13 protein-coding genes are annotated in these 20951 nt (G+C 72.3%); 5 read left to right on the forward strand and 8 right to left on the reverse strand.

Annotation, left to right across the window (positions count from 1 at the left end):
- Positions 1-137: 137 nt before the first annotated feature.
- Complete coding sequence (locus tag NV263_RS23485) at positions 138-1532, reverse strand: GntP family permease (protein WP_263248781.1); 1395 nt, start codon at positions 1530-1532, stop codon at positions 138-140.
- Between the two features lie 151 nt (positions 1533-1683).
- Here NV263_RS23485 and NV263_RS23490 point away from each other — a divergent pair, with 151 nt between their 5' ends.
- Positions 1684-2403 carry a FadR/GntR family transcriptional regulator gene (locus NV263_RS23490; protein WP_263248782.1) on the forward strand — a complete coding sequence of 240 codons (720 nt, stop codon included), beginning with the start codon at positions 1684-1686 and terminating at the stop codon, positions 2401-2403.
- A 19-nt stretch (positions 2404-2422) separates the two neighbouring features.
- Here the strand turns inward: NV263_RS23490 and NV263_RS23495 are convergent, their stop codons facing one another.
- Positions 2423-3232 (reverse strand): transglycosylase SLT domain-containing protein, encoded by an 810-nt coding sequence (locus tag NV263_RS23495; protein WP_263248783.1) that lies wholly within the window; start codon positions 3230-3232, stop codon positions 2423-2425.
- A 119-nt stretch (positions 3233-3351) separates the two neighbouring features.
- Entirely contained in the window at positions 3352-5703 is a 2352-nt protein-coding gene (locus NV263_RS23500) for an ATP-binding protein (protein WP_263248784.1), read from the reverse strand.
- A 110-nt stretch (positions 5704-5813) separates the two neighbouring features.
- Between NV263_RS23500 and NV263_RS23505 the strand changes: the two genes are divergently transcribed.
- Complete coding sequence (locus NV263_RS23505) at positions 5814-8183, forward strand: helicase-associated domain-containing protein (protein WP_263248785.1); 2370 nt, start codon at positions 5814-5816, stop codon at positions 8181-8183.
- A 74-nt stretch (positions 8184-8257) separates the two neighbouring features.
- Here NV263_RS23505 and NV263_RS23510 read toward each other — a convergent pair whose 3' ends face one another.
- Together NV263_RS23510 and gltB are read right to left on the reverse strand one after the other, a co-directional pair.
- Entirely contained in the window at positions 8258-9763 is a 1506-nt protein-coding gene (locus tag NV263_RS23510; RefSeq protein WP_263248786.1) for a glutamate synthase subunit beta, read from the reverse strand.
- Positions 9756-14291 carry a glutamate synthase large subunit gene (gene gltB / locus NV263_RS23515; RefSeq protein ID WP_263248787.1) on the reverse strand — a complete coding sequence of 1512 codons (4536 nt, stop codon included), beginning with the start codon at positions 14289-14291 and terminating at the stop codon, positions 9756-9758. The genes NV263_RS23510 and gltB overlap by 8 nt, the downstream gene beginning before the upstream one ends.
- Positions 14292-14792: 501 nt before the next feature.
- Between gltB and NV263_RS23520 the strand changes: the two genes are divergently transcribed.
- Genes NV263_RS23520 through NV263_RS23530 form a run of 3 tightly spaced genes read left to right on the forward strand, consistent with a single transcriptional unit; the run spans position 14793 to position 17526 of the window.
- On the forward strand, positions 14793-15734 hold the full coding sequence (locus NV263_RS23520; RefSeq protein ID WP_263248788.1) for an ABC transporter substrate-binding protein: 942 nt from the start codon (positions 14793-14795) through the stop codon (positions 15732-15734).
- Positions 15731-16756 carry a FecCD family ABC transporter permease gene (locus tag NV263_RS23525; protein ID WP_263248789.1) on the forward strand — a complete coding sequence of 342 codons (1026 nt, stop codon included), beginning with the start codon at positions 15731-15733 and terminating at the stop codon, positions 16754-16756. The genes NV263_RS23520 and NV263_RS23525 overlap by 4 nt, the downstream gene beginning before the upstream one ends.
- A complete protein-coding gene (locus tag NV263_RS23530; RefSeq protein WP_263248790.1) occupies positions 16753-17526 on the forward strand; it encodes an ABC transporter ATP-binding protein in 774 nt (257 codons plus the stop codon). Before NV263_RS23525 ends, NV263_RS23530 begins: the two co-directional genes overlap by 4 nt.
- Before the next feature lie 112 nt (positions 17527-17638).
- Here the strand turns inward: NV263_RS23530 and lgt are convergent, their stop codons facing one another.
- The 3 genes from lgt to trpB all read right to left on the reverse strand — a co-directional run bounded on the left by lgt (position 17639) and on the right by trpB (position 20904).
- The gene (gene lgt, locus NV263_RS23535) at positions 17639-18670 is read right to left on the reverse strand and encodes a prolipoprotein diacylglyceryl transferase (RefSeq protein WP_263248791.1); all 1032 of its coding nucleotides are present in this window, start codon (positions 18668-18670) and stop codon (positions 17639-17641) included.
- A gap of 171 nt (positions 18671-18841) precedes the next feature.
- Positions 18842-19636: a tryptophan synthase subunit alpha gene (gene trpA / locus NV263_RS23540; protein WP_263248792.1), complete on the reverse strand. Its 795-nt coding sequence runs from the start codon at positions 19634-19636 to the stop codon at positions 18842-18844.
- Positions 19633-20904: a tryptophan synthase subunit beta gene (gene trpB, locus NV263_RS23545; RefSeq protein WP_263248793.1), complete on the reverse strand. Its 1272-nt coding sequence runs from the start codon at positions 20902-20904 to the stop codon at positions 19633-19635. The genes trpA and trpB overlap by 4 nt, the downstream gene beginning before the upstream one ends.
- Between the last annotated feature and the right edge of the window lie 47 nt (positions 20905-20951).

The raw sequence follows: 20951 nt of genomic DNA on the forward strand, positions 1-20951 counted from the left end.
ACGGTTCAGGGAAAAGCCCGCGACAGCAGCGCAGGCCCGACCCGCCAATATACCCCGATCGGCGGCATCCCTCCGCACCCGAAAACCACTCCGCCCCAGCGGAACGGCCCCGCTCCGGTCCCGGAGCGGGGCGCCGCCTACAACACGAGGTCGAGCCCGCAGATCGCGGCGAACGAGACCACCGACAGCAGGGTTTCCATCGCCGACCAGGTCTTCAGCGTCTGCCCGACCGACATCCCGAAGTACTCCTTGACCAGCCAGAACCCCGCGTCGTTGACGTGCGAGAGGAACAGCGAGCCGGAGCCGACGGCCAGCGCGACCAGCGCGCCGTGCACCGGGTCGAGCCCGGCGACCAGCGGGGCGACCATCCCGGCCGAGGAGATGGTGGCCACCGTCGCCGACCCGGTCGCGACGCGGATGCCGACCGCGATGAGCCAGCCCAGCACCAGCGGCGACAGGTGGGCGCCGGTGGCGAGGTCGGTGATCATGCGGTTGACGCCGGAGCTGACCAGGGTCTCCTTGAAACCGCCACCCGCACCGACGATGAGGATGATCCCGGCGATGGGCGGCAGCGCGCCGCCGACGACGTCGGACAGCCGGGCGCGGCCGAACCGGGCGCCGCGGCCCAGCACGACGATCGCGATGAGCACCGTCAGCACCAGCGCCACGACCGGCGTGCCGATGGTGTCCATGACCTTGTAGCCGAGGGTGCCCTTGGTCATCGTCAGGTCGGCGACCGACTTGCACAGCATCAGCACGACCGGCAGCAACAGCATCGCCACGGAGGCCGCGAAGCCCGGCCGCAGCCCGTGCGCCGCGTCGTCCTCGGTGTCCTCGGGCGCCTTGCCCAGCAGGTGCGTCGCCGGCGGCAGCTCGATGCGGCGGGCGATGAAGGAACCGAACAGCGGACCGGCGACGATGGCGGTCGGGATGGCGGCGACGACGCCCAGCGCGAGCGTCAACCCGAGGTCCACGTGCAGCGCGTCGACCGCCGCGAGCGGGCCCGGGTGCGGGGGCACGAGCCCGTGCAGGATCGACAGCCCCGCCAGCGCCGGGATGCCGATGCGCAGCACCGGCTGCCGGGAGCGCGCGGCGACCATGACCACCACGGGCACCAGGAGCACGACGCCGACCTCGAAGAACATCGGGAGCCCGAGCAGCGCGGCGATGAACACCATCGCCCACGGCAGGGTGCGGCGGGTGGTGCGGCGCAGCACCGTCTCCACCACCTGCTCGGCACCGCCGGTCTCGGTCAGCAGCTTGCCCAGCATCGCACCGAGCGCGACCAGCAGGCCGACGTCGCCGATGGTCGAGCCGACGCCCTTGGTGAAGGTCTTGACCAGGTCGTTGACCGGCATCCCGGCGATCGCGCCGAGCGTGGTCGCGCCCAGCGCCAGGGACAGGAACGGGTGCAGCTTCAGCCAGCTGATGAGCACCACGATGACCGCGATGCCCGCCACGGCGGCCACGAGCAGCCGCGCGTCGTGCGAGGCCGGGGCCGCGGCGAGCGCGGTGGAAAGGCTGTGAGGCATGTTCGGGCTCCTCGTTGAGCTGTTGCGCCGCGCAGCCTAAGCAATAAGTATGACTTTATCCACCGTTGGACCGATCAAGTATGTCTGTTAATCGGATCACCCGACTAGATTGAAACCAGGAGCCGGACTCGGACCAGCGGGAAGGGACTCGATGAGCGGCGGACTGCACGGCAAGGTCGTCGACGCGCTCGGTGGCGAGATCGCCGCGGGCGCGCACCCGCCGGGCGCGGTGCTGCGCATCGAGGAGCTGGAACAGCGCTTCGGCATCTCCCGCAGCGTGGCCCGCGAGGTGGTGCGCACCCTGGCGTCGATCCGCCTGGTCGAGGGCCGCAAGCGGGTCGGCATCGTGGTGCGCCCGCGCGAGGACTGGAACGCCTTCGACCCGATGCTGATCCGGTGGCAGCTGGCCGCCGACCGGTCCGCTCAGCTGCGCACGCTGGCCGAGCTGCGGACCGCCGTCGAACCCGTGGCCGCGGGAGCCGCGGCCCGCAACGCCTCCGACGAGCAGGCGGCGCGGCTGGTCACCCTCGCCGAGCGGATGGTGGCGACCGCGCGGGCCGGGGACCTCGGCGCGTTCATGGACGCCGACGTGGAGTTCCACCGGCACGTGCTGCGGGCGTCCGGCAACGAGATGTTCGCGCAGCTGCACGAGGTCGTCGAGGAGGTGCTGCGCTGGCGGGCCGGGCACGGCCTGATGCCCGAGCACCCGCGCCCGGTGGCGTTGCGGCTGCACTGCGAGATCGCCGAGTGCGTGCGCAGCGGCGACCGCACCCGCGCCGAGGAAGCGATGCGCGAGCTGGTCGCCGAAGCGCTGGAAGGCACCCTCACCGCACTGGCCGGAGAGGACGAGGGGGCTTCCGCGCGGGGGTGACGCGGAAGCCCCCTCGGGATCAGTAGCCCTGGTAGCTGCCGCCGGAGCGGACTCCGGAGACGCCGGGCACGTTGTCCATCGAGCCGTACCGCGAGATCGAGTAGCGGGTCGCGGCGACGATGTTGTCCACCGGGTTGTGGATGTCACCGTGGCCGGGCACCGCGTAGGACTCGAAGGTCGGCTCGATGATCTGCATCAGACCGATCGACGGGGTGCCGGCCGCCGCGTTGGAGTCCCAGTTGTTGACGATGTCGGGGTCGCCACCGGACTCGTGCTCGATGATCGTGCGGATGGCCGCGGGGTCGATCTGCGAAGAGGGGACCCCGTTGGCCTCCAGCACCTGCACCGCCTGGGAGATCCAGCCGTCGACCGGGTCCGCCGGGGTCGCGGGCGCGGGCGCCGCCTGGGGGGCGGGTTCGGGGGCCGCCTGGGGGGCGGGTGCCGCCTGGGGAGCAGGTGCCGGAGCCGCCTGCGGCGCGGGGGCGGGCGCCGCCTGGGGCACGGGGGCGGCGGCGGGCAGCGGGGCCGCCGCCTCGTGCGCCAGCGGGGTCACGTGGGCGGCGGTCCGCACGGGGCGGTGCGAGTCGCCACCCGGCGTGCCGACGGCCAGGGCGCCGAGCACGCCGACCGCCGCGACGGCCGCGCCGACCTGCAACGACCGCATCTTCGGGGGGACGCGGTGCTGCCGGTCGCCGGAGCAGGCGGAGCGCAGCCAGGCGGTCGTCGGCGGCACCACCCTCTCCCAGAGGTGCCGCCCGGGGATCTTCGGGGTTTCGGGGGACGTCGGGGTTTCGGGGGTCTCGGGGGTTTTCGGGGTCTCGGGGGTCACGAGCCCCCAGACTCCAGCACGGAGAGTATCCGTGCACCGAGGATTACCCCCGTACAGATACCTAGTTTACTCCGTACGGACGACTTGACGGTACGGATTCAGTCACTCTTAGTGCTGATCTAAGAGCGCGTGTCGGACGCGTCACCCGTGCGCTGGGCGGCGATCCACCCGGCGATCTGGGCCCGGGAGGAGAAGTCGAGCTTGGTCAGGATGTTCTGCACGTGCCCCTCGACGGTGCGCTGGGCGATCACCAGGCCCTCCGCGATCTCCTTGTTGGTGTTGCCCTGCGCGACCAGCTCGGCGATCTGGCGCTCCCGCCGGGTCAGCGGCATCGGGTGCACGTTGTCGTCGGTGCGGGGCCGGGCGTGCCTCTTGACCTCCAGCGCGTAGTCGATCGCGTGCGGGAAGGTCATCGCGTGGCCGCGGTCGAACGCCTCCTGGTACGCCTGCTCCCCCAGCACGGCGCGGGCCTGCTCGGCGTGCTCGGCGTGCCCGGCGGCGAACGTCGCGTAGAAGGCGGGCGCCGCGCGGACCGCGTCCCAGAACGCGGCGGCGGCCCCGAACAACCTGGCGGCGCGGTCGTTGCGGCCCTGCCGCTGCGCGATCCAGGCCAGCGTGTCGGTGCTGAACGCCATCGCCAGCCGGTTGTCCAGCCTGCGCTGCAACCGCAGCGCCTCCTTCGCCGACGTCTCGGCCCGCTCCAGCTCCTCGTGCCGCAGGTCCAGCTGGGCCGAGCCCCACAGCGCGTACGCGCGCCAGAACAGCTCGCCGCGTTCCCCCGTCCGCCGCACGCACTCGGCGAGCAGCGCCATGCCCGTCTCGTACTCGTCGCCGAGTCCCTTGACCAACCCCAGCGCGAACAGGGCGGCCAGCTCGCCGACCTCGCAGTCGTGCTTGCGGAACCGGGACAGCGCGTCGGTGAGCAGCGCGTCCGCCTGGTCGAGGTCGGCGGTGAACAGCGCCGCCATCCCGCGGGTCCAGATGACGTGGGCCTTCTCCACCTCGTCGCCGCGCTGGGTGGCCACCACGGTCGCCTGCTCCAGCAGCGGGTTCGCCGCGGCCAGATCGCCCTGCAACAGCGCGAACCAGGCGCTGGCGCGCAGCGCCCGGGCGCGTTCCGGGTTGTCGGCGGTCGCCACCGCCAGCGCCTGGTCCAGCCAGTGCCGGGCCTCGCCGTTGAGCCCCCGGATGCCCCAGTACTGGCCGAGCGCGGTCGCCATCCGCAGCGCCGAACCCGCGGTCTTCGGCGAGGCCGTCGCGGTGTGCAGCGCCAGCCGCAGGTTGTCCTGGTCCTTGCGCAGCCGGTGCACCCACGCGACCTGCCCATCGCCGAGCCAGTCGGCGGCGAAGCGGTCGACCAGTTCGGCGAACCAGGCGCGGTGGCGCTGCCGGACCTCCTCGTGCTCGCCGAAGGCCACCAGCTTCTCCTGGCCGTACTCGCGCAGCGTGTGCGGCAGCCGGAAGCGGACCTCACCGCCGGCCTCCTCGCGCAGCAGCACCGACTTGTCCACCAGCGAGTGCACCGCCCCCAGCACGTCGCCCTCGGACAGACCGTCGGCCACCACGTGCTCAGCCGCTTCCAGGTCGAAGCTGCCGGAGAACACCGACACCCGCGCCCACGCCAGGCGGTCCTGCTCGGACGCGAGGTCGTAGCTCCAGTCGATCAGCGCGCGCAACGTCTGCTGGCGCGCCGGTGCGCCGCGGCGCCCCTCGGTGAGCAGGTCGTAGCGCTCGGAGAGCCGTTCCTCCAGCTGCTGCGGGGACAGCGAGCGCAGCCGCACCGCGGCGAGCTCGATCGCCAGCGGGTTGCCGTCCAGGTGGTGGCACAGCCGCATCAGGGCGGTCGCGTTGTCGGCGTCCACCTCGAACTCCGGCACCGCCGCCCTGGCCCGGTCGACGAACAGCCGCACCGAGGCGAACTGCTCGTACGCCTCGGGCGGCGGCAGGTGCTCGATGTCCGGCACCTGCAACGGCGGCACGACCATGGTGCTCTCCCCGGCGACGCCGAGGGACTGGCGGCTGGTCGCCAGCACCCGCACGCCCGGGCACCACCGGACCACCGCGTCCACCAGCAGCGCCACGTCCTCGATCACGTGCTCGCAGTTGTCCAGCACCAGCAGCATCTCGCGGTTCTTCAGGTGCTCGATGACGCTGTCCACGTCGTCGGCGGTGGACGGGCCGCCCAGCCCGAGCTGGTCGATGACCGCGTCGATGACCTGCGATCCGTCGCTGAGGTCCTCCAGCTGCACGCACCACGCCTTGTCCCGGAACGAGCGGCGCATGTTGCCCGCGACCCGCAGCGCCAGCCGGGTCTTGCCGACCCCGCCCGGACCGGTGAGCGTCACCACCCGCGACTCGGCGAGGAGGCGCTTGGTGAGGGTGATCTCATGGCGTCGGCCGACGAAGCTGGTGACGTCGGCCGGGAGGTTGCCCGCAGGCTCCCGCACTCGGGACCGCGCAGTGGAGACCACGCCCCGAGCTTAACCCCGTGTCGGGGCGCTGACCTGCGATCTTTTCCGCAGCTCGCACCCATCACCCGGTCGGACGCAGCACGGTCGCAGGCTGCTGCGAGACTGCCGCGATGGCGTTCGACATCGGTCCTCGTCTCCGGCAGCTGTCCCCCGACGAACTGGCCGCGTTGTTGCGAGAACGTCCGGACGCGCTGAAGCCGCGTCCCCGATCGCTCACGGAGCTCGCGGAACGACTCGGCTCGAACGCGTCGGTGAGCGTGGCGCTGCACCAACTCGACGCCGGCTGTCACGGCCTGCTCGGCTTGCTCTGCGCGCTCGGCGACGGTTGCGGCCGCGAGGAGATCGAGGGGCTGCTCGGTTCCACGGCAGCCGGCGAGGAGTTCGATCGCTGCCTGCGGGTGCTCCAGGAACGCCTCATCGTCTGGCCTGCTCCGCAAGGCCGCCTCCGCTTGGTCGGCCCGCTCCGCGACACCCGCAGCCCGCTCGGGCTGCCCGCGCGGGAGCTTCTGGAATCCCGGACGGCCACCGATCTGCGCACTATCGCCGACAACCTCGGACTCGCCCGCACCCGGCGCAAGGCCGAGACGGTCCAGGTGCTCCGGGAATTCTTCGGCGACCGGACGAGGATCATCACGGCTCTTTCGGACGCCCCCGTCGAGGTGCGCGAACTAGCCGAACACGTCGCCTGGTACGGACCGGACGGCATCGAGCCGGACCCGGTCACCTCAGCGGGCCTCGTCGAACGGACCCCGGGCCTGCGGTGGCTGCTCGAACGGGGTTTCCTCCTCGCCAGCGGTCGCTCCGCCTATTCCGCTCAGCTCGACATGTCCGTGGAGGTGGTGCTGGCGCTGCGCGGACCGGACTCGCTGCTCCAGCCCCGTCCGGCCCCGCCGACCACCACCTGGACCGATCCGACGGAGGCGGACCGCTCCGCGACGCTGGCCGCGACCGCATTCGTCGACAACGTCGCCAGGCTGGTCGACCACTGCGCGGCGAACCCGCTGGCTCAGGTCAAGACCGGAGGTGTCGGCGTCCGGGTGCTCAAGCAGGTCGCCAAGACGATGGGAGCGAACGAATCCGACGTCCGGCTCTGGCTGGAGACCGCGGCTTCGGCCGAACTGCTGAGCCTGGACGATTCGGGCCGTATCGTCCCCTCCGACGAAGCCGCCGCCTGGCAGCAGTCCATACCGGCAGAGCGCTACGTGGTGCTGCTGCGGGCGTGGTGGAACCTGCCGGACGCGCCAACTCGCGCCCGGCTCGCGGAAAAACCGGATCCGGCGCTGTCCGGTCCCGCCGAGGGCGTGGACCGCGAGTTGCGGCGGGATCTGCTCACCGAGCTGGTCGGATGGGAACCCGGGACATCGGTCGCGGAACCGGCCGGATTCGGCGATGTGCTCTCGTGGCGCCGTCCGACCGTCCACGGCGGGCCCGACGGCCTCGCAGAGCCGCTACTGCTCACCTGGGCGGAGTGCGAGACCGTCGGCGCGATCGCCCGGGGGACCGCGTCGGTGTTCGGCCGTTGCCTGTTCGACGATGACGCGGAAGCGTTGGCGGCGGCGGCCAAACGCCTCCTCCCCGACGCCCAGGAGACCGCGCTGCTGCAGGCCGACCTGACCGCGGTCGTCACCGGCACCCCCGGTGCACGGCTGAGCGACACGCTCAACCTGCTGGCCGACCTGGAGCACCGGGACACCGCGTCGACGTGGCGGTTCAGCCGCGCGTCGGTGCGCAGGGCGCTGGAGGCCGGTCACTCCAAAGCCGACCTGCTGGACAAGCTCTCCGGCATCGCCGGTTCCGGTGTGCCGCAGCCGCTGGAATACCTGATCAATGACGTCGCACGACGTTTCGGCGAGCTGCAGGTGCGGTCGGTGCAGTCCTGCGTGCTCGGTGACGAATCGCTGTTGCAGGAGATCTTCCGGAACCGCGCCCTGCGCGGACTGTCCCCGCGCTTGCTCGCGCCGACCGTCCTCGCATCGAGCAAGTCGGCTTCGGAAACCCTGGCAGCTCTGCGAGAGGCCGGGTATTCACCGGTGCGGCAAAAGGCCGACGGCACGGTCACCCTCGAACCGGTCCGCGGGGGCGCCGGCGAACGCCGCCCGCTGCGGCGGCGGACCGTGCCATTCTGGTCAAGGCCGGAACCGCCGCACGGGACCGACCTGCGGGAGCTCGCCGGTTCACTGCTCGCCGAGCCCGACACGCCCGAGGCTCCCCGAACGCAGACCGCCCTGGAAGCCGCACTCGCGGAAGAGGCGAACCGGCTGTCCGGCGTCGAGATCCGCCTGCTGGTGCAGGCGCTGGAGACCCGGTCTCCGGTTCGCATCGCGTACGTCGACCAGAACGGCACGCACTCGAACCGGGTCATCACCCCGCTCGCCTTCGAGGTCCACTGGCTGGACGCCTGGTGCCACCTGCGGGAAGACGATCGGCAGTTCCGCGTCTCCCGGATCCTCGCCGTCGCCCCCGCCGATACCGTCTGGTGACGCCCGGAACGGTCCGTTCGAGCCACCTGCCGGCACGAACGACCCCGGGCTGACGTCCAGTCGGCAGGCGGGGATCAGGCGACGGCCAGCGGGAGGGCGGTGGGGTGCACCGGGGACGGCAGCTGGGAGTCGCCGGTGAGGTAGGTGTCCACCGCGTTGGCCACCGAACGCCCCTCGGCGATGGCCCACACCACCAGGGACGCACCGCGGTGCGCGTCGCCGCAGACGAACACGCCCGGCGCGGTGGTCTCCCAGTTCGAGCCGCAGCCGATGGTGCCGCGCCGGGTCAGGTCGATGCCCAGGCCGTCCAGCAGCGGCATGTGCTCGACGCCCTCGAAACCGATCGCCAGCAGCGCCAGGTCGCAGGGCAGCTCCTCGGCCTCGTCGGACACCGGGACGACCTGGCGCCGCCCGTCGGCGTCGCGCCGCACCTCGACGTGGCGCAGCCGCACCGCGCGGACGTTGCCCTCGTCGTCGCCCAGGAACTCCTCGATGGCCACCGCGAACCGGCGCTCCCCCGCCTCCTCGTGCGCCGGGTAGGTGCGCAGCACGTAGGGCCACGTCGGCCACGGCGAGACGTCGTCGTCGCGGGTCGTCGGCGGCTGCGGGTAGTTGTCCAGCTGGGTGACGCTCAGCGCGCCCTGGCGGGTCGCGGTGCCGTAGCAGTCCGCCCCGGTGTCACCGCCGCCGAGGATGACCACGTGCTTGCCCTTCGCCGTGATCGGCGTCGGGCCGTCGCCCTCGCACTCCTTGTTCGCCGGGACCAGGTGGTCCATCGCCAGGTGGACGCCGCGCAGGTCGCGCCCCGGGATGGTGCGGTCGTCGCGGCCGCGCAGCGCACCGACCGCGAGCACCACGGCGTCGTAGGAGGCGCGCAGCTGCTCGACGGTGAGGTCGACGCCGACCTCGCAGCCGGCGACGAAGCGGGTTCCCTCGGCCCGCATCTGCGCCAACCGGCGGTCCAGCACCGACTTCTCCATTTTGAACTCGGGGATGCCGTACCGGAGCAGTCCGCCGATGCGGTCGTCGCGCTCGAAGACCGTCACCTCGTGGCCGGCGCGGGTCAACTGCTGCGCCGCCGCCAGCCCGCCGGGTCCGGAGCCGACGACCGCGACGCGGTGCCCGGTGTGCACTTCCGGGCTCTGCGGGTGGATGTGGTCGCTGTCCCAGCCGACCTCGGCGATGGCCTCCTCGACGCGCTTGATCGCCACCGGGCCGCCCGCTTCCGGGGAGATCGACAGCACGCAGCCCGCCTCGCACGGCGCCGGGCACAACTTGCCGGTGAACTCCGGGAAGTTGTTGGTCGCGTGCAGCCGTTCGCTCGCCGCCGCCCACTGGCCGCGGCGCACCTGGTTGTTCCACTCCGGGATCAGGTTGCCCAGCGGGCAGCCCGCGGAGCCCGAGTGGCAGAACGGGATGCCGCAGTCCATGCACCGGGCCGCCTGCGTCGCCGTCTCCGCCTTCCTGTCCTCAGTGGACAGTGCGGCGTAGACCTCGTGCCAGTCGCCGATCCGTTCGTCGGCGGGACGCTTGGGGGCGTCAGCGCGCGAGTACTTCAGGAAACCCTTCGGGTCAGCCACGGGAAGCCTCCATGATCGCCTCGTCCACGTCCCGGCCCTCGACCCGGGCCTGCCGCATCGCCTCCAGGACTCGCCGGTAGTCGCGCGGCATCACCTTGGTGAACGCCGCGGCCCGCCGCGTCCAGTCGCCCAGCAGCGACGCCGCGACCGTCGAACCGGTCAGCTCGTGGTGCCGCTGCACGACCTCGCGCAGCCACTTCAGGTCCTCCGCGGTGGGCCGTTCCAGGTCCACCATCGCGGTGTTCACCCGCACCGGGTCCAGGTCGAGCACGTACGCGGTGCCGCCGGACATCCCCGCCGCCACGTTGCGCCCGGTGCCGCCGAGCACCACCGCCCGGCCGCCGGTCATGTACTCGAAGGCGTGGTCCCCGGCGCCTTCGGCGACCGCCAGCGCGCCCGAGTTGCGCACGCAGAACCGCTCGCCGACCTTGCCGCGCAGGAAGATCTCGCCGGACGTGGCGCCGTAGCCGATCACGTTGCCCGCGATCACCTGGTCCTCGGCGGCGAACGCCGAGTCCGGGTGCGGCCGGACCACGATCCGGCCACCGGACAGGCCCTTGCCCACGTAGTCGTTGGCGTCGCCGACCAGGTCCAGCGTCACGCCGGGCGGCAGGAACGCGCCCACCGACTGCCCGGCCGAGCCCTCCAGCTCGACGTGGATCGTGTCGTCGGCCAGGCCGTCCCCGCCGTAGCGGCGGCTGACCTCGGCGCCCAGCAGCGTGCCGACGGTGCGGTTGACGTTGCGCACCGGCAGTTGCAGCCGCACCGGGTGCGCGTCCTCCAGCGCCGCCTCGGCGAGCTGGATGAGCGTGCGGTCCAGCGCGTGGTCCAGGCCGTGGTCCTGGTCGCGGACCTTGCGGCGCACCGGCGAGTACGGGGTGCTCGGTTCGGCGAACACCGGGCTGAGGTCCAGGCCGCGGGACTTCCAGTGCGCCACGGCTTCGCCGGTGCGCAGCGCCGAGACCTGGCCGATCGCCTCGTCCAGCGTCCGGAAACCCAGCTGCGCCAGGTATTCCCGCACTTCCTGCGCGACGAACTCGAAGAAGTTCACCACGTGCTCGACCTTGCCGGTGTAGCGCTTGCGCAGCTCGGGGTTCTGGGTGGCGACCCCGACCGGGCAGGTGTCCAGGTGGCAGACCCGCATCATGACGCAGCCCTCGACGACCAGCGGCGCGGTCGCGAAGCCGTACTCCTCGGCGCCCAGCAGCGCCGCGACCACCACGTCCCGCCCGGTCTTCAGGCCGCCGTCGACCTGCACGGTGATCCGGTCGCGCAGGCCGTTGAGCAGCAACGTCTGCTGCGTCTCGGCCAGCCCGACCTCCCACGGCGTGCCCGCGTGCTTCAGCGACGTCAGCGGCGCCGCGCCGGTGCCGCCGTCGTGGCCGGAGATGAGCACCACGTCCGCGTGCGCCTTCGACACACCGGCCGCGACCGTGCCGACGCCGACCGAGCTGACCAGCTTGACGTGCACGCGGGCGTGCTCGTTGGCGTTCTTGAGGTCGTGGATCAGCTGCGCCAGGTCCTCGATCGAGTAGATGTCGTGGTGCGGCGGCGGCGAGATCAGCCCGACGCCGGGCGTGGAGTGCCGGGTCTTGGCGATCCACGGGTACACCTTGTGCGCGGGCAGCTGGCCGCCCTCACCGGGCTTGGCGCCCTGCGCCATCTTGATCTGCACGTCCGTGGCGTTGACCAGGTACTCGCTGGTCACCCCGAACCGGCCGGAGGCGACCTGCTTGATCGCCGAACGCCGCTCGGCGTCGTGCAGCCGGTCGACGTCCTCGCCGCCCTCGCCGGAGTTGGACTTGCCGCCGATGCGGTTCATCGCGACGGCCAGCGTCTCGTGCGCCTCGGCGGAGATCGCGCCGTAGCTCATGCCACCGGTGGCGAACCGCTTCATGATCTCCGAGATCGGCTCGACCTCGTCGATGTCGATGGGCTCGCGACCGCTGTCGAACCCGAACAGCCCGCGCAGCGTGCCGCCCTCGGCGGCCAGCCGGTCGCACTCCGCGGTGTACTTGCGGAACACGTCGTAGCGCCCGGTCTTGGTGGAGTGCTGCAACAGGAACACCGTCTCCGGCGTGAACAGGTGCAGCTCGCCCTCGCGGCGGTAGGAGTAGTCGCCGCCGGTCTCCAGCCGCCGGTGCACCCGGTCGGTCGGGTTCTCCGGGTAGGCGCGGCGGTGCCGCTGCGCGACCTCCTCGGCGAGCACGTCGAGGCCGACGCCGCCGATCTTGGAGGAGGTGCCGCGGAAGTACTCGTCGACGACCTCCGGCGCCAGGCCGACGGCCTCGAAGACCTGCGCGGCCGTGTAGGCGCCGACGGTGGAGATGCCCATCTTCGACATCACCTTCAGCACGCCCTTGACCAGCGCCTGCACGTAGTTGCGGATCGCCACCCCCGGCCGGGTGCCGCTGATCTGACCGGTGGCGATCATGTCCTCGATCGTCTCGAAGGCCAGGTACGGGTTCACCGCGGCCGCGCCGTAGCCGAGCAGCGCGGCGATGTGGTGCACCTCGCGGGCGTCCCCGCTCTCCACGACCAGCGCGACGCGCAGCCGCTCCTTGGTCTCCACCAGGTGGTGGTGCACCGCGGCGACCAGCAGCAGCGACGGGATCGGCGCCATCCGGTGGTCGGAGTCGCGGTCGGACAGCACCAGCACCCGAGCGCCTGCGGCGATGGCCTCGGACGCCTCCTGGCGGACCCGTTCCACCGCGGCGGCCAGCGCCTCCCCACCACCGTCCACTTCGTACAGTCCAGATAGGACGGTGCAGGCGAAGCCCGGCAGATCGCCGTCGTCGTTGATGTGGATGAGCTTGGCCAGCTCGTCGTTGTCGATGACCGGGTTGGGCAGCACGACGTGCCGGCACGACGCCGGACCGGGGTCCAGCAGGTTCTGCTCCGGACCCATCACCCGCGCCACCGAGGTGACGATCTCCTCCCGGATGGCGTCCAGCGGGGGGTTGGTGACCTGCGCGAACTGCTGGACGAAGTAGTCGTAGAGCATCCGCGGGCGCTGCGACAACGGCGCGGGCGGGGTGTCCGAACCCATCGACCCGAGCGGCTCGGCGCCGTTCTGCGCCATCGGCGCCAGCAGCAGCGCCAGCTCCTCCTCGGTGTAGCCGAACGCCAGCTGGCGGCGCACCACCGACTCGTGGCTCTGCACCACGTGCTCGCGGTCGGGCAGCTCGTCGAGGTTGAGCAGCCCGGCGTGCAGCCACTCCTCGTAGGCGCACTGGGAGGCCAGGCCCTGCTTGAGCTCCTCGTCGTCGACGATGCGGCCCTGCTCGGTGTCGACGAGGAACATCCGCCCCGGCTGCAACCGGCCCTTGGCGACGACCTCCTCCGGCTTGATGTCCAGCACCCCGGTCTCGCTGGCCAGCACCACCCGGTCGTCGGCGGTGCGCCACCACCGGGCCGGGCGCAGCCCGTTGCGGTCCAGCACCGCGCCGACCACGCTGCCGTCGGTGAAGGTGACGCAGGCCGGGCCGTCCCACGGCTCCATCAGACTGGCGTGGAACTGGTAGAAGGCCCGCCGCTTGGGGTCCATCTCGGCGTGGTTCTCCCACGCCTCCGGGATCATCATCAGCACGGCGTGCGGCAACGACCGACCGCCCAGGTGCAGCAGTTCCAGCACCTCGTCGAAGGACGCCGAGTCGGAGCCCTCCTCGTCGCAGATCGGGTACAGCCGCGACAACTCGCCCGGGATTAGGTCGGAGGCCAGCAGCGCCTCGCGGGAGCGCATCCGGTTGCGGTTGCCGCGGATGGTGTTGATCTCGCCGTTGTGCGCCACGTAGCGGAACGGGTGCGCCAGCGGCCAGGAGGGGAACGTGTTGGTGGAGAAACGGCTGTGCACCAACGCGATCGCGCTGACCAGCCGCTCGTCGGTGAGGTCGGCGAAGAACGCGGGCAGCTGCTCGGTGGTCAACATGCCCTTGTAGACCAGGGTCCGGCTGGACAGCGACGGGAAGTACAGCTCGATCCCGGCCCGCACCGCCTCCTGCTCGGCGCGCTTGCGCAGGCAGAACGCCAACCGGTCCAGCGCCACGCCGGTCTGCTCGCCGCGCCCGGCGACCAGCAGCATCGAGAAGTGCGGCATGCAGCGCCGGGCGGTCTCCCCGACCCCGGCCTGCTCGGGGGCGACGGGCACGTCCCGCCAGCCGAGCACGCGCAGGTCCTCCTCGGCGGCGATCCGCTCGACCAGCGCCACCGCCTCGCGGCGCTGCCCGGCCTCGGCGGGTAGGAACGCGATGCCCGCGGCGTAGGCACCCCGCGCGGGCAGGTCGAGTCCGCTGTCGGCGCGCAGCAGCTCGTCGGGCAGCTGGACGAGGATGCCCGCGCCGTCACCGCTGGTGGGCTCGGCGCCGGCCGCGCCGCGGTGTTCCAGGTTGGCGAGCGCGGTCAGCGCGTCCGCGACGATGCCGTGCGAACGCCGACCGCGGACGTCGGCCACCATGGCGACACCGCAGGAATCCCGCTCGGTGGCCGGGTCGTACAGCCCCTGTGGCGCGGGGACGGCGGAGAAGACCACTGCGCAGACCTCCCTCGTCTGGTGCTCCGAAGCCGACCGAATTCCGCGACTTCGCTGGGCACGGGACGACACTGGCCCGCAGATGACTTCCGGCGGCTGGAGGAGGAGTTTTTCGGGCGTGCACGCCCGATCGCCGTGACCGGAGTTGTTCAGAGAACTTTAACAGCCGGAAAACCCGGTGGCAGCACCTCAAAGGTGACGCTGGCCATCTTGTTGCACCTGGCACCCTTGCGTTAACGCGCCCTGCGACGACGCCGGTTCGAAGACGCTTCGTCGTCAAATCTAACCGCTGCGTTGCGACCGGCACACCCCGCGTGCGCCAGGACACCCTCTCCGGCGGTCGGAGCGGCGATCCACTACTGATATCTTTCCAGCTCAGGGCCCCCAACGGGCTCGCCAGCTACGCCAGCCGCCTCGCGCGGGGCGTCGATGTCCGACACCTCCGGTGCATCGGCGTCGGCTCACGCGGGCCGCGCCGCACCGGCCGAGCCGAGGGAAGACATGACCGCGTTCCGCCGCCTCGCCGCGCTGCTGCTCGCCGCACTGGCCCTGTTCATCGGCATCACCGGGTGCGCGTCGCGCCCGCGCTCGGAGACCTCCCCGCCGGTCGACGACCCGGCCTCGGCGTTCCCGGTGAAGGTCCAGCTGCCCGGGGTCGATCCGGTGACGCTCACGCAGCAGCCCAAGCGCATCGTGTCGCTGTCGCCCACTGCCACCGAGACGCTCTACGCCATCGGCGCCGGGAACCAGGTGGTGGCCGTCGACAGCGACTCCGACCACCCGAAGCAGGCTCCGCGCACCAAGCTGAACGCCCTGACCGCGGACGCGGCCGCCGTGGGCGGGCAGAACCCGGACCTGGTCATCGCCCCGGACAGCGCGCGCCAGCTGGCCGAGGGCCTGCACGCGGTGAACGTGCCGGTGCTGCTCACGCCCGCGGCGGCGAGCCTGGACGACACCTACCGGCAGATCGAGGTGCTCGGCCAGGCCACCGGGCACGGCAACCAGGCCCGCGCACTGGTCGACCGGATGCGCGGTGACATCGACAAGATCGTGCGGGACACCCCCAAGCCGCCGCACCCGATGAGCTACTACCACGAGATCAGCCCGGACCACTACACCGCGACCGCGCAGAGCTTCGTCGGCAGCATCTACGGCCTGTTCGGGTTGACCAACATCGCCGACCCGGCGGGCGGGCAGTTCCCGCGGCTGTCCGACGAGCAGATCCTGCACGCCAACCCGAACCTGATCTTCCTGGCGGACACCAAGTGCTGCCAGGTCACGCCGGAAGCGGTGGCCCAGCGGCCGGGTTGGGGCACCGTCGACGCGGTGCGCACCGGGCACGTCGTGCCGCTGGACGACGACGTCGCCAGCCGCTGGGGCCCGCGCGTGGTCGACCTGGTCCGCGCGGTCTCCGACGCGGTCACCAAGGCCCAGCACGGGTGATCTCCCCCGGCCCGAGCCGGTCCCGGCTGCGCGTCCGGCACCTGCTGGTCGCCGTGGCGGTGCTGGTGGTGTGCGTGGTCGCGTCGGTGCTGCTGGGCGCCGCGGAACTGGGCTGGCAGCGGGTGTTCGGGGAGATCGTCGCGCAGCTGACCGGCGGCGTCTCGCCGCTGTCCGAGCGGGAGGCGGCGATCCTGTGGGAGCTGCGGGTGCCGCGCGTCGTGCTGGGCGTGCTGGTCGGCGCCTCGCTGGCGGTGTCCGGCGCGGCGTTCCAGGGCGTGTTCCGCAACCCGCTGGCCGACCCGTACCTGCTCGGCTCGGCGGCCGGCGCCGGGCTGGCGGTGACCGTGCTGATCACCTCGGTCCCGACGTCCGGCACATCGGGGCTGGTCCAGCTGGTGGCGTTCGCTGGCGCGCTCGGCGGCGTCGGGCTGACGTGGCTGGTCGGCCGCTCGGCGGGACGGGAAACGGCGACGCTGGTGCTGGCGGGGGTCGCGGTCGGGGCGTTCCTGACCGCCGGGCAGACCTTCGTGCAGCAGTTGCGCGTCGAATCCCTGGAGCAGGTCTACACCTGGATCCTGGGGCGGCTGTCGACGACCGGGTGGCGGGAAGTGCTGGTCGTGCTGCCCTACCTGGTGGTGGCCGCGGTCGTGCTGTGCGGGTGCGCGCGGCTGTTGGACGTGCTCGGCACCGGTGACGAGGAGGCCGCCGCGCTCGGAGTGCGCCCGGGCCGGGTCCGCGCGGCGGTGCTGCTGGCCGCCTCGCTGGCGACCGCGGCGGCGGTGTCGGTGGCCGGGCTCATCGGGTTCGTCGGCCTGGTCGTGCCGCACCTGGTGCGGCTGGCCGCGGGCGGCAGCTTCCGGATCATCGTGCCGCTGTCGCTGCTGTACGGCGGCGCGTTCCTGGTCGCCGCGGACATGCTCGCCCGCACCGCGCTCGCGCCCGCCGAGCTGCCGATCGGCGTGATCACCGCGTTCACCGGAGCCCCGTTCTTCGCCGTGCTGCTGCGCAGGAGGGGTGCATGAGCGCGCTGGAGGTGCACGAGCTGTCCGCCGGGTACCGGAGCACTCCGGTGGTGTCCGGTGTTTCGACCACTGTGGACACCGGTGGCTGGCTGGGGATCATCGGCCCCAACGGCGCGGGCAAGTCGACGCTGCTGAAAGCGGTTGCGGGCCTGGTCCGGCACTCCGGTCGGGTGCTGGTCGACGGCCGCCCGCTGACCGGGCTGCGCCGCCGCGACCGCGCCCGGCTGGTCGGCTACGCCCCGCAGATCCCGCAGCTGCCGGTCGGTCTGACCGTCACCGACTACGTGCTGCTCGGCCGCACCCCGCACCTGGGCCTGCTGGGCCGGGAAGGACCGGCGGACCTCGCCGTGGTCGGCTCGCTGCTGGACCGCCTCGACCTCGCCCGCCTCGCGGACCGGCCGCTGGCCACCCTGTCCGGCGGGGAGCGCCAGCGCGCGGTGCTCGCCCGCGCCCTGGCCCAGCGCGCCGGGGTCCTGCTGCTCGACGAGCCGACGACCGGCCTGGACGTCGGTCACGCCCAGGCGCTGCTGGACCTCATCGACGAGCTGCGCCGCGAGCTGGGCACCACGGTCGTCACCACGCTGCACGACCTGACCCTGGCCGCGCAGTACGCCGAGCGGCTCCTGCTGCTCGACGCGGGTCGGGTGGCCGCCGAAGGGGCCCCGGCCGACGTCCTCACCGCGGAGTCGCTGTCCACCCGCTACACGGCCCGCGTCACGGTCCTGCGCACCCCGGACGGCCACCCCGTCATCGCCCCCACCCGCTCCTGACGGGCCGGGTCGGGCTCAGCGCCTGCCTTCGAACTCGGTTCCGGCGGGGCGTGGCTCTCATCGAGGTTCCGCCACCGGCACCGCCACGCAAAACGAGTCCGAAGACAGGCTCTCAGTCGCCCGAGGAGTCGTCCTTGCCGGAGCTGGTGGTGCGGGTCTCCGCTTCGGCGCTCTCCTCGGTGGCCTCCTCGGAGCCCTCGGCCGCGTCGCCGGTGACGGAGGCCGGGACCGGCTCCGCGTCGTCGTCACCGGGCAGCGGCTTGCCGCGCAGGGATTGCGGGTCCTCGCGTCCGCCGCGCACCACGAACAGGTACAGCACGGCGAGCAGGAACACGACGATCGAGGTGAAGACGTTGATGCGGACGCCGAAGATGTGCGTCGCCTCGTCGGCGCGCAGCAATTCGACGAACAACCGCCCGAGCGTGTAGCCCGCGACGTAGAGCGCGAACACCCGGCCGCGGCCCATCCGGAACCGGCGGTCCGCCCAGAGGACGACCAGGGCCACCAGCACGTTCCAGATCAGCTCGTACAGGAACGTCGGGTGCACCACGGCGACCGGCGTGTGGTCCACCGCGACCCCGGCGATCGGGTCCGACAGGCCGGTGGCCGGATCGATGCGGCGGTAGATCTCCAGACCCCACGGCAGGTTCGTCGGGCCGCCGTAGAGCTCCTGGTTGAAGTAGTTGCCCAGTCGCCCGATGGCCTGGGCCAGCACGATGCCCGGCGCGACCGCATCCGCGAACGCGGCCAGCGGGATGCCGCGGCGGCGGCAGCCGATCCACGCGCCGACCGCGCCCAGCGCCACCGCGCCCCAGATGCCCAGGCCGCCTTCCCACACCTTGAAGATGTCCAGCGGGTTGCGGTCCGGGCCGAAGTACTTCTGCCAGTCCGTGGCCACGTGGTACAGCCGCCCGCCGACCAGGCCGAACGGCACCGCGAACACGGCCACGTCGACGACCGTGCCCTCCCGGCCACCGCGGTTGACCCAGCGGCGCCCGCCGAGCCACACCGCCACGACGATGCCCGCGATGATGCACAGGGCGTACGCGCGGATGGGGACCGGGCCGAGGTACCAGACACCCTGGTCGGGACTGGGAATCGTGGCCAGGAACGGACTCGCCGAGGCGGCAACCGGGGCACTCACGCCGTCCACGGTATCGGGTCGGCCCTCACCCACCGGGCAGGGGCCGTCACCCGGTGCCTGGCGCACCGGTACCCGTCGGCACTCCCATCAAGCGGCGTCAGCCGCTTTCTCTTTCGGTGAGTGGTCTCGCCACCGGCACCGCCACCCAAAACGTCAAAGACACTTCTGAACTCAGCGTTCGCGCACGCCGCGGGCCAGCTCGGCGGCCAGTTCGCGAACCCCGTCCGGCCCGTCCTGCTCGGCGCGGGTGACGAACGCGGAGCCGACGATGACGCCGTCGGCGAATCCGGCGACCTCGGCGGCCTGCTCGCGGTTGCGCACCCCGAGACCGACGCCGATGGGCAGGTCGGTGTAGGCGCGGGTGCGGCGCACCAGCCCGGCCGCGGCGGCGCCCACCGAGTCGCGGGCGCCGGTGACGCCCATGACCGAGGTGGCGTAGACGAAGCCGCTGCTGGCCTTGGCGGTCAGCGCCAGCCGCTCCTCCGTCGACGACGGCGCGACCAGGAAGATCCGGTCGAGCCCGTGCGCGTCGGTGGCGGCCAGCCAGTCCTCGCCCTCGTCCGGGATGAGGTCCGGGGTGATCACGCCGTGCCCGCCGGCGGCCTTGAGGTCGCGTGCGAAGGCGTCGGGCCCGTAGTGGTGCACCGGGTTCCAGTAGGTCATGACCACGGCGTGCCCACCGCGCTCGGCGATCGACGACACGACGCCGAAGACGTCCCGCAGCCGGAACCCGGCCTTGAGCGCCTTGTCGCTGGCGGCCTGGATGGTGGGCCCGTCCATCACCGGGTCGGAGAACGGGATGCCGACCTCGACGATGTCGCAGCCGGCGCCCTCACCGGTGCCCGACAGCATCGCGTCGAACAGCTCGCGGGAGCCGGCGACCGTCGGGAAACCGGCGGGCAGGTAGCCGATCAGCGCCGCGCGGTTCTCGTTCCGGCAGCCCTCGAAGACCTCGTGCAAGCTCACCGCGACTCCCCCTGTTCCTCGCCGTCCACCAGGCCGAAGTACTTCGCCGCGGTGTCCATGTCCTTGTCCCCGCGCCCGGACAGGCTGACCACGATCACCGCGTCCGGGCCCAGTTCGCGGCCCAGCTGGAGCGCACCGGCCAGCGCGTGCGCCGACTCGATGGCCGGGATGATGCCCTCGGTGCGGGAGAGCAGCCGGAACGCCTGCATCGCCTCGTCGTCGGTGACCGGCCGGTACTCGGCGCGGCCGGTGTCCTTGAGGTAGGAGTGCTCCGGTCCGACACCGGGGTAGTCCAGCCCGGCCGAGATCGAGTACGCCTCGGTGACCTGGCCGTCCTCGTCCTGCAGCAGGTAGGAGCGGGCGCCGTGCAGCGTGCCCGGGGAGCCTTCGGTGAGGGTCGCGCAGTGCTCGCCGCTGTCCACGCCGTGCCCGGCCGCCTCGAAACCGACCAGCCGCACGTCCGGGTCGTCGATGAAGCCGTGGAAGATGCCGATGGCGTTGGAGCCGCCGCCGACGCAGGCGGCCACCGCGTCCGGCAGCCGACCGGTCAGCTCCAGGGTCTGCCTGCGCGCCTCCTCACCGATGACCTTGTGGAAGTTGCGCACCATCATCGGGAACGGGTGCGCACCGGCGGCGGTGCCCAGCAGGTAGTGGGTGGTCTCGACGTTGGTGACCCAGTCGCGCAGCGCCTCGTTGATGGCGTCCTTGAGGGTGGCCGACCCGGTGGCCACCGGGATCACCTCGGCGCCCAGCAGCCGCATCCGGGCCACGTTGAGGGCCTGCCGCTTGGTGTCGACCTCGCCCATGTAGACCACGCAGTCGAGGTCCAGCAGCGCGCAGGCGGTGGCGGTGGCGACGCCGTGCTGGCCCGCGCCGGTCTCGGCGATGACCCGGTGCTTGCCCATCCGCTTGACCAGCAGCGCCTGGCCCAGCACGTTGTTGATCTTGTGCGAGCCGGTGTGGTTGAGGTCCTCGCGCTTGAGCAGGATGCGCGCGCCACCGGCGTGCTCGGAGAACCGCTCGGCCTCGGTCAGCAGCGACGGGCGGCCCGCGTAGTCGCGCAGCAGCCGGTCCAGCTCGGCGAGGTACTCCGGGTCGGCCTGCGCCTTGGCGTACTCGGCCGCCAGCTCGTCCTGGGCGGCGATCAGCGCCTCCGGCATGAACCGGCCTCCGTAGGGGCCGAAGTGCCCGCGCTCGTCCGGATCGTGGCCCTCGGGCACGGGTTTGCCCGGCCGGTGGGCGCGGCCGGTGTCTGCACCGGTGGTCATGGAACGCCTCCTGTGTGTTGCCGCCGCACCCGAGCGCCGCACCGCCG

The sequence above is a fragment of the Saccharopolyspora rosea genome, assembly GCF_025643595.1.
Lineage (GTDB): Bacteria > Actinomycetota > Actinomycetes > Mycobacteriales > Pseudonocardiaceae > Saccharopolyspora > Saccharopolyspora rosea.